The organism is Arthrobacter sp. E70 (assembly GCF_058266945.1).
This window is the reverse complement of record NZ_JBYQFR010000004.1, coordinates 205,507-219,455: the sequence shown is the minus strand read 5'-3', so window position 1 is coordinate 219,455 and position 13,949 is coordinate 205,507. Positions and strand designations below refer to the sequence as shown.

Sequence of the window (13,949 nt, the reverse complement as noted above, 5' to 3'; positions counted from 1 at the left end):
CGGCGCCCACGGTTGAAGGGTGAGGATCGCAATTGTTGCTGAATCATTTTTGCCGCTGATGAATGGAGTCACGCACTCCATCCTGAGGGTGCTGGACCACCTCCAGGACCGGGGCGACGACGTCCTGGTCATCGCCCCGTCCGCCCACGATGGTGAAGCACCGGCCTACGTCAACGGCGCGGAGATCCACAGGCTTCCCGCCGTTCCGCTGGCGGGATACACGAATGTCCGGGTGGCGATGGGCGGTGTGTACCGGGTCAAGCGAATCCTTGCCGAGTACGCACCTGATGTTGTCCATCTCGCCTCCCCGTTCGTGCTGGGCTGGCGGGCCGCGCAGGCCGCCCACCAGCTGGGCATCCCCGCCGTTGCCATCTACCAGACCGAGGTCCCCAGCTATGCCGCCAGGTATGGCGTGCCCTTCCTCGAGAACTGGGCCTGGAGCCGCGTGGAGAACATCCACCTGCTGGCCACCCGCACCCTGGCCCCCTCCACGTTCGCGCTGAACCAGTTGCGCGGCCGGGGCATCCCGCGGGTCCGGATGTGGCGCCGCGGCGTGGACACCGTGCGGTTTTCGCCGGACAAGCGCGACGACGGCTGGCGGGCTTCAATGGCCCCCGGCGGAGAGCGGATCATCGGGTACGTCGGCAGGCTTGCGGTGGAGAAGCAGGTGGAAGACCTCGCTGCCCTGGCCGGCGTCCCGGGCACCAGGCTGGTGGTGGTGGGCGACGGGCCCCAGCGGGCGGTGCTGGAAGAGGCCCTGCCGGACGCGGTCTTCACCGGGTTCCTTGGCGGGGAGGACCTGGCCCGCGCCGTGGCATCCTTCGATCTCTTCGTCCATCCGGGCGAGTTCGAAACCTTCTGCCAGACCATCCAGGAAGCCATGGCATCGGGCGTACCCGTGGTGGCCACCGGCCGCGGCGGCCCGCTGGACCTGGTGGAAAATTCCCGGACCGGATGGCTCTACGAGCCCGGTGACCTGGCCGGCATGCGCGCCCGCGTCCAGGACCTGATGGGCGACGACGCCAAGCGCCGGGCGTTCGCGGCCGCGGCCCACGCCTCGGTCCAGGACCGGACCTGGCCCGCGCTCTGCCGGGAACTGGTCCGCCACTACGCGGACGCCATCGCCAGCGGCCCTGTCCGCACAGGCACAACCAACATCAAGGGAGCAAAGCTGTGAAGGTTTCTGTCATCGGTTGCGGCTACCTGGGCGCGGTCCACGCAGCCACGCTGGCGTCCATGGGGCACACGGTGGTGGGCATCGACGTCGACCATCACAAAGTGGCTCAGCTCGCCGCCGGAACGGCACCGTTCCACGAACCCGGACTGGATGAACTCCTGCAGCACGGCCGGGCCACCGGAAGGCTCCGGTTCTCCACGGAGGCCGCTGAGGCCGCGGACGCCCAGGTGCACTTCCTCTGCGTGGGGACGCCGCAGGACAAGACGTCGGACTCCGCCGACCTCACCTTCCTTGTCTCCGCAGCCGAGGCCCTGCTGCCGCACCTGGCCGCGGGCGCCGTCGTCGTCGGCAAATCCACGGTGCCCGTTGGCACCGTGGAACTGCTCCGCCGCCTGATGTCCGAGCGGCCGGACGTGCTGGTCGGATGGAACCCCGAGTTCCTCCGGCAGGGCACTGCGGTGAAGGACTCGCTGGTCCCGGACCGGCTGGTGTACGGCGTCGACGGCGGCCGCGCGGCCGCCTTCAATCAAGCCACTGGGGCGCCGCTGGGCGTAACGGCCGTGCTGGATGCCGTCTACGAACCACTCCTGGCGGCAGGGATACCGCGGATGGTTTGCAACTTCGCCACGGCCGAACTGATCAAGTCGGCGGCCAACGCGTACCTGGCCACCAAGGTCAGCTTCATCAATGCCGTCGCTGAACTGTGCGACGCCTCGGGCGCGGACGTGACGGAGCTCAGTGCGGCGATGGGCCTGGACCCCAGGATCGGCAGCCGTTATCTGCATGCCGGCCTGGGCTTTGGCGGCGGCTGCCTGCCCAAGGACATCCGCAGCTTCCGCACCCAGGCCGCGGCGCTCGGAATCCCCGCCCTCCGGGACTGGATGGGCCTGGTGGACTCGGTGAACATGGGCCAGCGCGAGCGCACGGTCCGCCTGGCGCGCGAACTGTGCGGCGGAACCCTGGTCGGGCGCGCCATCACTGTCCTGGGCGCCTCCTTTAAGCCCCACACCGACGACATCCGCGACTCCCCCGCCCTGGATGTCGCCGACCGGCTCGCTGCCGCTGGTGCGCACGTCACCGTGACCGACCCCAAGGCAGTGAACCAGGCATGGCGGCGCTACCCCCGCCTCCGCTTCGAAGCGTCAACGCCGCGCGCGCTTGAGGGCGCCGAACTGGTCCTGCTCCTGACCGAGTGGGACGAGTACCGCCGGCTGTGCCCGGCCGTGGCAGGTTCGCTGGTCCGACGCCGGGTGGTGCTGGACGCCCGCAACGCACTGGATGCGCCGGCATGGCAGGAGGAGGGCTGGGTGGTGCGCGGCCTGGGAACCTCCGCGGGCACGTTGGCCGCTTCGGCCCCTGTGGGCTGAAGCCTGGCCGGGTACGCCTAGCCCAGGAGCCCCAGTTCGGCGAACGCCAGTGCAACGCCATTGCCGGCCGGTCCTGCGGTGACCTTGTCGGCGACGGCGAGGACGTCGGGGTGGCCGCCTTCCACTGCGATGCCAATGCCGGCGTATTCGAGCATCTCGATGTCATTGGCGCTGTCGCCGATGGCCACGATGTCCGCACGGTCCAGTCCCAGGCGGGCAGCCACGACCGCGATGCCCACTGCTTTGTGCGTGCCCGCCATGAAGATCTCGCCGGCACCGTCGCCGAGCGCCGAGAGCGAACTCGGGATGAGCCCGACCTCCGGCCCCAATGCGCCGATCATCGTTGGCAGCGGCACCGGGGAGTCAAAGCAGGAAATCTTGGCGAAGGACATTCCACGCACGTCATCGCTGTACTGCACCGGGCCCAGGATGTCCTCCACCGGATCGACGTCGGTCACGAGGACGCCGTCGTGGCGGGCCCGCCCGGCGAAGACGGGGGCAAGCACCTGGCGCAGGCGCCGGTCCATCCCGGCACGGGCGTGCAGGGCCTCAGGCGCCTCGAGGATGTAGGCGGCGTCGTGGGCGTCCAGCGTGTCCACGATGAGCCGGGCCAGACCAGGCTCGAAGCGCGTGTCCTTGAGGACCTCCCCGGCCAGCTCCACCCGGGCACCGGCGCCGGTGATCGTGCCGTCAAAGCCTGCTTCGAGTATGTGGTCCGGGACCATGGAAAGCGGCCGGCCCGTGCACACGAAGACACGGTGCCCCAACCGGCGGGCGGTGCGCACGGCGTCCACGTGGGCCCGCGGAGCAAGTCCGTGGTCTGCGTAGGTGCCGTCGACGTCCAGGAAAATGGCCCGCGGCCGGTGGGAATGGCTGGACATGCCGGGGCTCCTTGGTCTTCGTTCGCGAATACCCAATACTAGCGAGCCTGTTCGAGCCGCTTAAAGGCAGCCTGAAATTCCCCAAAAATGACAGTCATCCTGTGATATTCAAACCCTTGCAGGTAAGTAAGCATGCTGATTGAATGAGGGAACCGGAGTTGGGGGACCCGGCACAACTTACTGACAAGGAGTGACAACATGGGCATTCTCGGATTTCTCATTTTGGGCCTGATAGCCGGCGCTATCGCGAAGGCGATCCTGCCGGGCCGCCAGGGCGGCGGCTGGGTGATAACCATGGTCCTCGGCGTTGTAGGGGCCATTCTTGGCGGCTGGATCGGATCGCTGATCTTTGGCGGCGGCCTGGCCGAATTCTTCGATCTCAGGACCTGGTTGCTGGCCATCCTCGGCTCGATCGTCGTGCTGCTCATCTACGGGGCAGTTACCAACCGCAGCGGACGCCGGGTGTAGCAGCACCCCTGATTCATTAGCGAAAGGCGCCGGACTCCCTTGGAGGACGGCGCTTTTCCATGTCGGCGTCATCATGCCGCACAAGTCAATAAACGGATTTGGCGCTACTCCTCCAATTTGCGCAGATGCCATTTATGATGGCGAAGGGGTGGTGCAATGACCGGTTTTCGCGGCCGTAGCGACAATGTGGCATTACAAAGGTTCGGCACAATTCTGGACGTGGCACCGGATGCCCTTCTCGCCCTCGACCAGAACGGGACGGTCCTGGCAGCGAACGCCGCAGCTGCAACGCTGTTCGGGTTCAGCCAGGAAGCACTCACCGGGATGGACCAGCGGTCCCTGCTCGCGGCAGGATCACGCCACGAAGTGGAGCAGATGTTCCGGCTGCTGCTGCGGCAACCGCAGGAGCAGCATCCGCCCCGGGAGATGAGCTGGCTGCACCGGGATGGGACAGAGTTCTCCGCAGAGGTGGCCGCTGCCTTGTTCCCCCAGCCGGCGCCAGGCGGCGCGCCAACGGATACCGATGCCGGTCCGCGCCTCTTGCTCTCGGTGCGCGGCATGGCGCACCGCAAAACCGAGGACACCAACCTCCGGCAGGCCATGTCCCTGCTCACCGCCACCCTGGAATCCACGGCGGACGGCATCCTGGTGATCAGCAACGACGGACGGGTGGCCGGATTCAACGACCAGTTCCTGACCATGTGGGGCATTCCGGCCGAACTCATGGACGGGGACAGCGACGAACCTGTCATCCGCCTCATTGTGGAGCAGGTGGCGGACCAGTCTGCGTTCATGGCCCGGCTCGGTGAACTCCAGGACAACCCGGCCGCTGAAAGCCACGATGTGGTGGACTTCAAGGATGGCCGTACCTTCGAACGCTATTCCCGGCCGCAGCGGGTGGGCGAGAACATTGTGGGCAGGGTGTGGAGCTTCCGCGATGTGACGCCCCGCCGGAAAGCGCAGGAGCAGGCGCACCAGGCCATGCTGGACCTCGCCGCGCAGGCCGAAAAGCTGCGGACCATGGCGTTCCAGGACCCGCTGACGGGGCTGGCGAACAGGGCGGTGTTCAATGATGTCCTGGCGGAGTCCCTGCAGGAGCCGCGGTTGAAGACGGTGGACGTGCTGCTGCTGGACCTGGACGATTTCAAGGAAGTCAACGACATCCTGGGGCACCAGGCGGGCGACGACATGCTCATCGAAGTGGCCCGGAGGCTTCGCGGCTGCGTTCCGACAGCTGACGTGGTGGCGCGGTTGGGCGGCGACGAGTTCGTGGTGCTGCTGACTGCATGCCCCGACGCTGACGCCATCGCTGCCTGCATCGTGCGCTGCCTGCACGTCCCGGTGACCATCAGCGGGACCGTGCTCCGTCCAAGCCTGAGCCTTGGCCTGGCGTCCCTGGGCCAGGACAGCGTGGGTCCGTCCGAGCTCCTCCGCCAGGCGGATATCGCCATGTACGCTGCGAAGGCCGCGGGGAAGAACCGGTTCCTCCGCTTCCACCCGGACATGATGCAAGCCCTGGTGCAGCGCACGAATATGGAGAGCGGCCTGCAGTTGGCCGTCCCGCGCGGCGAAATCACCGTGGATTTCCAGCCCATCGTCTCCCACCGGAGGGGCCAGGTGGTCCAGCTGGAGGCCCTGGCACGGTGGGACCGCGGCGGCGAGCGCGTGCCGCCGTCGGTCTTTATTCCGCTTGCAGAGCGCACCGGACTGATCACCGAGATCGGCGCGGAGGTGATGGCATCGGGCATGGTGCAGCTGGCGGACTGGCTGAGCGAGGACCCGTCGCGCTCCCTGGCTGTCAATGTCTCCGGTGTCCAGCTGCAGGAGCCGGATTTTGCCGAGACCGTCCTTCGCCTGGCGGAAGCGAGCGGGGTCGCCCCGTACCAGCTGGTCCTCGAGGTGACGGAGAGCGTCTTCTTCGACCCCGACTGCAGCCTGATCAAACAGCTCAGCACACTGCGGGACGCGGGCGCCCGCGTGGCCCTGGACGATTTTGGCACCGGCTATTCCTCGCTCGGCCGGCTGCAGGACCTGCCGGTGGACACCGTCAAGATCGACAAGACCTTTGTGTCCATGGTGCGCACCGGCAACGAGCGGCTGCCCATCCTCAGCTCCATGATCAACATGGCGCACAGCCTGGGGCTGACCGTCACGGCAGAAGGGATCGAGACCGCGGCGCAGGCGGACTACCTCGCGGCACTGGAGTGCGACTCGCTGCAGGGATTCCTGTTCTCGCTGCCGGAGCCCGGTGAACGGCTTGCCCACGCCTTGGAGCACGCGGAAGAGGCGCTTAACGCGCTGAAGGGACGCTAGCTGCGGTCAGGCTGCTTCATTGTGCCCGGGACGCGGCTTGGGCGCGGGCTGGGATGCCCGGGGGGCCTTGGCGTTGGGCTGCGGGGCAGCCGACGTGGTCTTTGGGGCAGCTTCCGCCCGCGCGGGGTGCGGCACTGGAGCAGGGTCCGACGCCGACACTGCGGCAGCGTCAGCATCAGCCACGGGCGCAGATGCCGCGGCCCGGTTGCTGCGCCACCGGCGGAGCAGGTCAAGGGCCGCCAGGAGGCCGGCCAGCGGGGTGAGCACCGCGGCCGAGTAGACGAACAGCATCCAGGTGAGGGTGGTCAGCGGCGGCTGGCAGTTGTTCAGGAGCGACAGGCCACCCAGCATGCCCACCACCCAGAACAGGAGCACCGCGGTGAGGACGGCGCCGGCGGGAAAGTACTGGTTGGTCACGATCTTTTTCAGGGTTTCCATGCACTTCCTCCTGCCTGGCCGGGGGACGGCAACAGCCGCTCAAAGACAAGTATGAAGCCCGGCCGCGGCGAAACCGTGCAAGACGCAACGGCGAGTGATGAACATAACGTGTGCCCCCGCCGTCGTACGAAAATCCGCCGGTGCGGCCGGATCGCACAGACGTGAATTGCGGCGCCCGAAGCCTTCCCCGAGGGGCATCCGGCGCATAGCGTAAAGCCTGTCCGCTCAACTCTTGGAGGCTCCCATGCGCAAGGTGACCGCCGGCTTGTTCCACTCCGTGGACGGCGTGGTGTCCGATCCCTTTAAGTTCCAGTTCGACAGCTTCGACGAGGAGCTCGGCCAGGGACTGGCCACCATGATCAACACGGTGGACACCGTGGTGCTGGGCCGCGTCAGCTACCAGGAGTGGGCAGGCTACTGGCCCACCGCCTCCACGGACGAGGACTTCGCCAACTTCATCAATCCCGTGGAGAAGTTCGTGGCGTCACGCACGCTGGCCGCACCGCTGGAATGGCAGAACTCGCACCTGATGGATGCACCGCTTGAGGAGTTCGTGTCGCGGCTGAAGGAACGCGATGGCGGTGAGATCGCGGTGTGCGGCAGCATCTCCGTGGTGCGGCAGCTCCTGTTCGCCGGACTGCTGGATTCGCTGACGCTGATGACCCATCCCGTGATCGCCGGCAGCGGCCGCCACCTGTTCGAGGAGGGCGACCCGCTGACCCGCCTGGTCCTGCAGGACCAGTCACGGACCAGCAAAGGCAACGTGCTGACCACCTATGGGCTGCGCGGTGAGTAGCGGCCGCCACAGCGCCGCATCCGGAGAGGGAGGAGGGGCAAATTAAGGACCGCTTAAGCGCGGAACGCGATTCTTGGTGAACCAACCGCACCATGCGAAAGGAAATCCAATGAAGACAAACAGCGTTACGCGTGGACTGGCCGCGACAGGCCTTGCCGTGGGCGCCCTGGCGGCTTTGACGCCGGCGGCCTCTGCGGCCAGCGCCGTCCCCGAGCCGATCGATGTCTCCTTCACGGCCGCCTGCCCGGGCTTCAAAGCCGAGTTGCAGGCTTCCGGGAAACTCGGGGTCATCAACCTCCCCGGCGACCGTCAGTTCCTGACCGCCCCCGATCTGGAAATTACCGTTACGGGGCCGGGGGATTCGCTCAGCTACGTCGTTACAGGCGTGGTCATGGTCCAGAACCTGTCCGACGGCGGCCAGTCTGTGACAGCGACTGGACCGAACCTGATCACGGTTCCCAAGGCCAACGGCCACCCGGCCGGTCTCTACTACACGACCGGGACGGTGAGCTGGACGCTGGATAAGAAGGGGCGCGAAGTCGGTGGCATGTTCACTGGTTCGGGCACTGTGACGGATGTCTGCGCGGCCATCAGCTGACATCCGCCTCCGGGCGCCGCTGTCCGCATTGCCTTCATGCGGCCAGCGGCGCCCCGAACAGCTCCTCCGCCAACCGGGCCAGGTGCTCCGGGAGGTCCGCTTCGGCCCCGTGGTCGCCGCGGCCGAGGAACACCGCGGTGCCCCGGATCCCGTCAAGGTCCAGGCCGCATTCGTGCAGCAGCTGCCCGGCCCGGAAATTCACCGGCAGCAGCGTGGTTACGCTTTCGGCGTTCAGGTACACATGCCAGTCGCCCCGGATAACCGATTCCAGCGGACCGCCCACCAGGGCCTCGAGGGCCCCGCGGCTGGTTTCCACCTGCTCGATGCGGATCGCTTCGGCATTGCTTGCCGGTACTACAAGTGCCAGGTAAGTTCTGTTGTCCATCGTTCGTCACTCCACACGGTTTAACAGTTGGAGTGCCGGCGGTGTTCCCGAATAATGCCAAACGTGCGGCGGCACCTGGCCGGGCGCCGTCGCACGCACCTTCGCGCCGTGGCCGGGAAGGCGACCGGGTAAACTTGTCCGGTCATGCACTGTTCCTACTTCGATGCCGGCCGTTGCCGCTCCTGCACCCACATGGGCAGGCCCTACGAGGAGCAGCTGGCCGGCAAGCAGCTGCACTGCCAGACCCTCCTCGCCGGGCACACCGCCCTGGAGTGGCTGCCGCCGGTTGCCAGCCAGGAGTCCGGCTTCCGCAACAAGGCCAAGATGGTGATCGGAGGAACAGCCCAGAACCCCACCGTCGGCATCCTGGACGCCGACGGCCACGGCGTGGACCTGCGCAAGTGCGGCGTCTGCTCCCCGGGCCTGCGCGCCGTCTTCCCCGTGCTGGCCGGCTTCATCCGCAAGAACCGCCTCACCCCCTACGACGTGCCCAAGCGCAGCGGCGAACTCAAGCACGTCATCGTCACCGAGTCGCCCGACGGCAGCATCATGCTCCGGCTGGTCCTGCGCTCGGAACAGCTGCTGCCGCGCATCCGCAGGAACCTCCCGGACCTGCTGGCCGCCCTGCCGCAGGTGAAGGTGGCTTCGGTCAACCTGCTCCCGGAACACAAGGCGGTCCTGGAAGGTGACCGGGAAATCCTGCTGACGGAGCAGTCCACGCTGGAGATGCACGTCAACGACGTCAACCTGCACCTGCGGCCGCAAAGCTTCTTCCAGACCAATACGGAGATGGCCGCCGCCCTGTACCGGCAGGGGCGCGAGTGGGTCAACGGGCTGGCTCCGGCCTCCGTCTGGGACCTGTACTGCGGCGTGGGCGGGTTCGCCCTGCACTGCGCAGCGCCGGACCGGATGGTCACCGGCATCGAGTTCAGCAGCGAGGCCATCGTCTCGGCCCGGCTCAGCAGCCACGAAGCCGGGCTGCAGGGGTTGCAGTTCGAGGCGGGGGACGCCACCGCGTTTGCGCTCGCCGCGGAGGATTCCCCGGACCTGGTGATCGTCAACCCGCCACGGCGTGGGATCGGCAAGGAACTGTGCGCCTGGCTGGAGTCCTCTGATGTGCAGCACGTGGTCTACTCCAGCTGCAACGCCCAGTCCCTGGCCCGTGACCTTGCAGCGCTCCCCTCCTTCACCGCGCGGCGGGCCCGGGTCCTGGACATGTTCCCGCAGACCACGCACTACGAGGTGATGGTCCTGCTGGAGCGGGCGGCCTAACCCCCTCCGCGCCGGACGCGTTCGACGGCGGCCGCGCTGGCTTCCTGCCCGCCGGCCCGCAGTCCTGCAGCCACCCCCGCGGCATCGGCGGCGGAGCGGTTCTGGCTCAGCTTCTCCTTCGCCTCGATCCGCGTGACGACCAGTTCCACGCCCACGATGGCGCGCAGCTGGCCCGCGATGAATTTCTCCGGGGCGTCGTCCACTGACCACGGTTGCTCGCGGCCGCCCTCATGCAGGTCGCTCAGGCGCCGGACGTGCCGGCCCAGCCAGCCGGCGTCGTCATGGACCACCAGCTCGCCGTACACGTGGGCCGTGCTGTAGTTCCATGTGGGCACCACGCGGCCGTGCCCAGCCTTGGAGGCGTACCAGGACGGCGAAACGTAGTGGTCCGGGCCCTGGATGATGGCCAGCGCCTCGCCGGTGGGGGACGCGGACCACTGGGGGTTGTTGCGCGCCATATGGGCCTGCAGCGCCCCGCGCTCCCCCACGTCCGGCGCGAAGGCGAAGGGCAGGAGGGTTGCGAGCAGTCCCTGGTCCGTCACGGTGATGAGGTTGGCCGCGCCGGGGCTCGAAAGGAGGTTCTGGACGGCTTCGGAGCGGGCGGCGAAGTGGGCGGGAATGTACATGCTAAGTCCTTCCAGGAGGTCAGCGGGATGGTTTGAGCCGGACGCGGACGGCCGCCGCGGCGCAGAGGATGACGGCGAGGGCGCCGGTGAGGGTGGTCCAGGTGAGCGGCTCCCCCAGCAGGAGCGCCGCCCAGCCGATGCTGAGGACCGGCTGGACCAGCTGGATCTGGCTGACCTGGGCCATGGGACCGATGGCCAGCCCCCGGTACCAGGCGAAGAAACCCAGGAACATGCTCACTACGGCGAGGTAGGCGAAGGCGCCCCACTGGACGGGGGTGGCCGACGGCGGCTGGCCGGCCATGGCGAGCAGCATCAGGAGCAGCATGACCGGCGCGGCAAGGACCAGGGGCCAGGCGATGGTCTGCCAGGAACCGAGTTCACGGGCCAGCAGTCCCCCTTCGGCATATCCGGCTGCGGCGCACGCCACGGCCCCCAACAGCAGCAGGTCGGCCCAGTGCAGGTGGCCGATTCCGCCGGACTGGAGGACCGCGAACACGGTGGCGGCCAGAGAGCCAAGGACCGTCACGGCCCAGAAGGCGGCCGGCGGACGCTCGCCGGTGCGCAGGACGGCGGCAGTTGCCGTGGCCGCGGGCAGCAGTGCGATGACCACGGCGCCGTGCGCGGCAGGCACTGCGGTGAGGGCATAGGAGGTCAGTAGCGGGAAGCCGGCGACGACGCCACCGGCCACCAGTGCCAACCTGGCCCAGGTGCGGGGCCGGGGCAGCCTTTGCCGGGTGACGGCCAGGGCTGCGGCGGCCAGGACGGCGGCGACGACGGCGCGGCCGGCCCCGATGAACAGCGGGGACAAGCCTTGCACTGCAACCCGGGTGAAGGGGACCGTGAAGGAGAAGGCCGCCACGCCGAGGAGTCCCCACCAGATACCGGTCACCGGCCGGGACAGTACCACTGGGCGCGGAAGGACGGTAGCGCTACTATGTTCTTTCATGAATAACGATAGCAGTGCGCGGATCGTTCTGGCACTCAAGCAGTGGATTTCCAGTGCCGCACCCGGGGCGCGGCTGCCTTCCACCCGCTCCCTCGTGGCTGATTACCAGGCGAGTCCGGTGACAGTGCAGAAGGCCCTGCAGGCATTGACCACACAGGGGCTGATCGAGAGCCGGCCCGGCGTGGGCACCTTCGTCCGCGCCGTGCGGACCGCACGGCCTTCGGACTATGGCTGGCAGACCGCAGCCCTGCGCTCGCCGTCGTCCGCGCTGCCGCCGTCGTCAAGCACCATGCGCAATGTGCCCAGCGACTCCATCTGGTTCCATTCCGGCTACCCGGACCGGGAACTGCTGCCCGAGCGGCTGGTCCGCTCGGCGCTGGCCCGGGCAGCGCGGGGCGACGCCGCGCTTGCCCGGCCGCCCGCCGCCGGGATGCCGGAGCTGCAGCAGTGGTTTGCCCAGGAGGTGGGGCAGGCGACTCCGGTAGGCGTCACTCCACCAACGCCGAATGATGTGATTGTGCTGCCCGGCAGCCAAAGCGGGCTCAGCTCCATCTTCCGGGCCCTGGTGGGCACCGGGCAGCCGCTGCTGATGGAGTCACCTTCATACTGGGGCGCGATTCTCGCCGCCACCCAGACGGGGATGCGGATCGTGCCGATACCCAGCGGACCGGAGGGTCCGGATCCGGCCGACGTGGACCGGGCTTTCGCGGAATCCGGAGCCCGCGCGTTCTATGCGCAGCCGAACTACGCGAACCCCACCGGCGCGCAGTGGTCCCGCGGCCGCGGCGGGGAGATCCTGGAGGTCGTGCGGCAGCACGGCGCGTTCCTGGTGGAGGACGACTGGGCCCACGACTTCGGCATCACCTCTGAACCGGTCCCGCTGGCCACCCAGGACGATGCCGGCCACGTGGTCTACATCCGGTCGCTGACCAAGAGCGTTTCCACGGCCATCCGGATCGCGGCGGTCATCGCGCGCGGACCGGCCCGGGAACGCATCCTGGCCCACCGCGCGGCGGAGTCGATGTACGTCAGCGGCCTGCTGCAGGCGGCTGCCGTGGACGTGGTCACCCAGCCGGGATGGCAGACGCACCTGCGCAGCCTCCGCCACCAGCTCCAGTCCCGCCGCGACCTGCTGGCCACGAGCGTCCGCGAGCATATCCCGCAGGCGCACATCGATGCCCTTCCCAGGGGCGGGCTGAATCTGTGGCTGCGCCTTCCCGACGCGACGGACCTGCCCCGGCTGGTGCGCGACTGCGAGGACGCCGGCGTGATCATCGCAGCCGGGACGGAGTGGTTTCCGGCCGAGCCTGCCGGGGCCTTCATCCGGCTCAACTATTCCGGCCCGAACCCGGCCGCCTACCCGGAAGGGACCCGGATCATCGGTGAGGCCCTGGCGCGGCAGGGCTGAAGACGGACCTGGCCCTTGGCGGCCGGGCAGAAATGCGTCACTTTTAGGCAGTTGCGGTACCCGCAGCGCCCTGGTCGCTCTTCTCCCACAGGCCACGCGCCAGCTCGGCATCGTAGGCCTGCGGGTTGGCCTTGGCCAGGGCGCGCTTGGCGTAGTAGGCGCCGGAGATCCAGTCGGTGCCGGCGGTGCCGTTGATAAGCCAAAGCAAGGTGTCGGCACCCTGGTCCGGGCTGAGCATGAAGCGGTTCAGCAGCGTTTTGTAGGCATGCCGGAAGGGGCTGGTGGAGTCCGCCGCGAAGTTGGTGCGGACCACTCCCGGGTGGAAGGCCGCCGTCGTGATTCCCTGGTCGTGGAACCGGCGGTGCAGCTCCGAGGTGAACAGGATGTTGGCGAGCTTGCCGGTGCCGTAGGCACGGTAGGTCCTGTAGCCGTGATCGGCGTTGAGGTCGGAGAGGTCCAGCTTGCCGTGAAAGTTGGCGTGGCTGGCGGTGTTGATGATCTTCGCCTGGCTCGCCGTCAGCGTGTCCATGAGGAGGCTGGTGAGCAGGAAGGGCGCCAGGTGGTTGACCTGGAACGTCAGCTCATTGCCATCTACGGTGAGCGTCCGCTTGCCCATCATGCCGCCGGCGTTGTTGGCGAGCACGTCGATGCGCGGGTAATTGGATTTCAGCTTCTCCGCAAGATCGCGGACCTGTGCAAGTTCGGCGAAGTCTGCCACGTGGTGGTCAACGCCGAGCTCCGAGGCCAAGGCCCGGGTCTTCTCCGCGGACCGGCCGACGACGACCACCTGCTCCCCTGCCTTCGCGAGCGTCCGGGCGGCTGCCGCTCCGATGCCGTCGCTGGCGCCGGTGATCACAATGGTGCGAGGAGTCAAGGGGTGTCCTTTGGTCGGTTCGTTCCGGTGGCGGTGACTTTGGGGATAACGACGGCGGGGCGGCCGGTGTTCCCGCTGCAAAAATAGGTAGGCCAGCACATACGTTAGGTAGGGCAACCGCCGCATGGCAGCAGTAGTGTTTTGACCAGGCAGCCGCCTTGTATGGGCTAGGGAGATGCCCTGGCTGCCTTTTGTGGAAGGTGCGGGCACTACCGCACCGGGTTCGGGCCGATCCGTTTGGGGCAACCGAATGGCCCAGACTCAGCCGGGTTGCGGCGATGGCCCCATCCGGCGACGCACACAGTTGGGGTACCGCTGGGACCGGCACAGGTCTCGTAACTGCAGTCCAGCGAACCCGTCCCAGTCGTGCCGGGCCCTGCAAAGAAAGCACCCGGCCGTC

At 67.9% G+C, this 13,949-nt stretch carries 14 protein-coding genes; 8 read left to right on the top strand and 6 right to left on the bottom strand.

What is annotated here, in order from left to right; all coding sequences use genetic code 11:
* Positions 1 to 19 precede the first annotated feature (19 nt).
* Both AC3IMC_RS06655 and AC3IMC_RS06650 read left to right on the top strand, forming a co-directional pair.
* The gene (locus tag AC3IMC_RS06655; RefSeq protein WP_490917609.1) at positions 20 to 1,177 is read left to right on the top strand and encodes a glycosyltransferase family 4 protein; all 1,158 of its coding nucleotides are present in this window, start codon (positions 20 to 22) and stop codon (positions 1,175 to 1,177) included.
* Complete coding sequence (locus AC3IMC_RS06650) at positions 1,174 to 2,544, top strand: UDP-glucose dehydrogenase family protein (protein ID WP_490917608.1); 1,371 nt, start codon at positions 1,174 to 1,176, stop codon at positions 2,542 to 2,544. Before AC3IMC_RS06655 ends, AC3IMC_RS06650 begins: the two co-directional genes overlap by 4 nt.
* A gap of 17 nt (positions 2,545 to 2,561) precedes the next feature.
* On the opposite strand, the gene AC3IMC_RS06645 is transcribed toward AC3IMC_RS06650, so the two are convergent.
* Positions 2,562 to 3,425: an HAD hydrolase family protein gene (locus tag AC3IMC_RS06645; RefSeq protein ID WP_490917607.1), complete on the bottom strand. Its 864-nt coding sequence runs from the start codon at positions 3,423 to 3,425 to the stop codon at positions 2,562 to 2,564.
* 198 nt (positions 3,426 to 3,623) lie between these two features.
* On the opposite strand from AC3IMC_RS06645, the gene AC3IMC_RS06640 reads away from it, so the two are divergent.
* On the top strand, positions 3,624 to 3,893 hold the full coding sequence (locus tag AC3IMC_RS06640) for a GlsB/YeaQ/YmgE family stress response membrane protein (protein ID WP_454484233.1): 270 nt from the start codon (positions 3,624 to 3,626) through the stop codon (positions 3,891 to 3,893).
* Between the two features lie 156 nt (positions 3,894 to 4,049).
* On the top strand, positions 4,050 to 6,206 hold the full coding sequence (locus AC3IMC_RS06635) for a putative bifunctional diguanylate cyclase/phosphodiesterase (RefSeq protein WP_490917606.1): 2,157 nt from the start codon (positions 4,050 to 4,052) through the stop codon (positions 6,204 to 6,206).
* Between the two features lie 6 nt (positions 6,207 to 6,212).
* On the opposite strand, the gene AC3IMC_RS06630 is transcribed toward AC3IMC_RS06635, so the two are convergent.
* Positions 6,213 to 6,644 carry a hypothetical protein gene (locus AC3IMC_RS06630; protein WP_490917605.1) on the bottom strand — a complete coding sequence of 144 codons (432 nt, stop codon included), beginning with the start codon at positions 6,642 to 6,644 and terminating at the stop codon, positions 6,213 to 6,215.
* Positions 6,645 to 6,888: 244 nt separating this feature from the next.
* Here AC3IMC_RS06630 and AC3IMC_RS06625 point away from each other — a divergent pair, with 244 nt between their 5' ends.
* Together AC3IMC_RS06625 and AC3IMC_RS06620 are read left to right on the top strand one after the other, a co-directional pair.
* Positions 6,889 to 7,440, top strand: a complete 552-nt coding sequence (locus tag AC3IMC_RS06625; RefSeq protein ID WP_490917604.1) for a dihydrofolate reductase family protein — start codon at positions 6,889 to 6,891, stop codon at positions 7,438 to 7,440.
* Between the two features lie 109 nt (positions 7,441 to 7,549).
* Positions 7,550 to 8,038, top strand: coding sequence for a hypothetical protein (locus tag AC3IMC_RS06620; protein WP_490917603.1), 489 nt, complete (start codon positions 7,550 to 7,552; stop codon positions 8,036 to 8,038).
* Between the two features lie 34 nt (positions 8,039 to 8,072).
* On the opposite strand, the gene AC3IMC_RS06615 is transcribed toward AC3IMC_RS06620, so the two are convergent.
* Complete coding sequence (locus AC3IMC_RS06615; protein ID WP_490917602.1) at positions 8,073 to 8,423, bottom strand: DUF3846 domain-containing protein; 351 nt, start codon at positions 8,421 to 8,423, stop codon at positions 8,073 to 8,075.
* A gap of 144 nt (positions 8,424 to 8,567) precedes the next feature.
* On the opposite strand from AC3IMC_RS06615, the gene rlmC reads away from it, so the two are divergent.
* On the top strand, positions 8,568 to 9,695 hold the full coding sequence (gene rlmC / locus AC3IMC_RS06610; protein WP_490917601.1) for a 23S rRNA (uracil(747)-C(5))-methyltransferase RlmC: 1,128 nt from the start codon (positions 8,568 to 8,570) through the stop codon (positions 9,693 to 9,695).
* Here rlmC and AC3IMC_RS06605 read toward each other — a convergent pair.
* Positions 9,692 to 10,321: an FMN-binding negative transcriptional regulator gene (locus tag AC3IMC_RS06605; protein WP_490917600.1), complete on the bottom strand. Its 630-nt coding sequence runs from the start codon at positions 10,319 to 10,321 to the stop codon at positions 9,692 to 9,694. The two genes, rlmC and AC3IMC_RS06605, sit on opposite strands and share 4 nt — an antisense overlap.
* A gap of 19 nt (positions 10,322 to 10,340) precedes the next feature.
* A complete protein-coding gene (locus AC3IMC_RS06600) occupies positions 10,341 to 11,267 on the bottom strand; it encodes a DMT family transporter (RefSeq protein ID WP_490917599.1) in 927 nt (308 codons plus the stop codon).
* Between AC3IMC_RS06600 and AC3IMC_RS06595 the strand changes: the two genes are divergently transcribed.
* Positions 11,266 to 12,675: an aminotransferase-like domain-containing protein gene (locus AC3IMC_RS06595; RefSeq protein WP_490917598.1), complete on the top strand. Its 1,410-nt coding sequence runs from the start codon at positions 11,266 to 11,268 to the stop codon at positions 12,673 to 12,675. The genes AC3IMC_RS06600 and AC3IMC_RS06595 overlap by 2 nt on opposite strands.
* A 43-nt stretch (positions 12,676 to 12,718) precedes the next feature.
* On the opposite strand, the gene AC3IMC_RS06590 is transcribed toward AC3IMC_RS06595, so the two are convergent.
* Positions 12,719 to 13,549, bottom strand: coding sequence for an SDR family NAD(P)-dependent oxidoreductase (locus AC3IMC_RS06590; RefSeq protein ID WP_490917597.1), 831 nt, complete (start codon positions 13,547 to 13,549; stop codon positions 12,719 to 12,721).
* Between the last annotated feature and the right edge of the window lie 400 nt (positions 13,550 to 13,949).

Coding starts and splice junctions, on each gene's coding strand:
- AC3IMC_RS06640 (WP_454484233.1), top strand. CDS start 3,624: ATGGGCATTCTCGGATTTCTCATTTTGGGCCTGATAGCCGGCGCTATC.
- AC3IMC_RS06620 (WP_490917603.1), top strand. CDS start 7,550: ATGAAGACAAACAGCGTTACGCGTGGACTGGCCGCGACAGGCCTTGCC.
- AC3IMC_RS06635 (WP_490917606.1), top strand. CDS start 4,050: ATGACCGGTTTTCGCGGCCGTAGCGACAATGTGGCATTACAAAGGTTC.
- AC3IMC_RS06645 (WP_490917607.1), bottom strand. CDS start 3,425: ATGTCCAGCCATTCCCACCGGCCGCGGGCCATTTTCCTGGACGTCGAC.
- AC3IMC_RS06600 (WP_490917599.1), bottom strand. CDS start 11,267: ATGAAAGAACATAGTAGCGCTACCGTCCTTCCGCGCCCAGTGGTACTG.
- AC3IMC_RS06595 (WP_490917598.1), top strand. CDS start 11,266: ATGAATAACGATAGCAGTGCGCGGATCGTTCTGGCACTCAAGCAGTGG.
- AC3IMC_RS06625 (WP_490917604.1), top strand. CDS start 6,889: ATGCGCAAGGTGACCGCCGGCTTGTTCCACTCCGTGGACGGCGTGGTG.
- AC3IMC_RS06605 (WP_490917600.1), bottom strand. CDS start 10,321: ATGTACATTCCCGCCCACTTCGCCGCCCGCTCCGAAGCCGTCCAGAAC.
- AC3IMC_RS06615 (WP_490917602.1), bottom strand. CDS start 8,423: ATGGACAACAGAACTTACCTGGCACTTGTAGTACCGGCAAGCAATGCC.
- AC3IMC_RS06630 (WP_490917605.1), bottom strand. CDS start 6,644: ATGGAAACCCTGAAAAAGATCGTGACCAACCAGTACTTTCCCGCCGGC.
- rlmC (WP_490917601.1), top strand. CDS start 8,568: ATGCACTGTTCCTACTTCGATGCCGGCCGTTGCCGCTCCTGCACCCAC.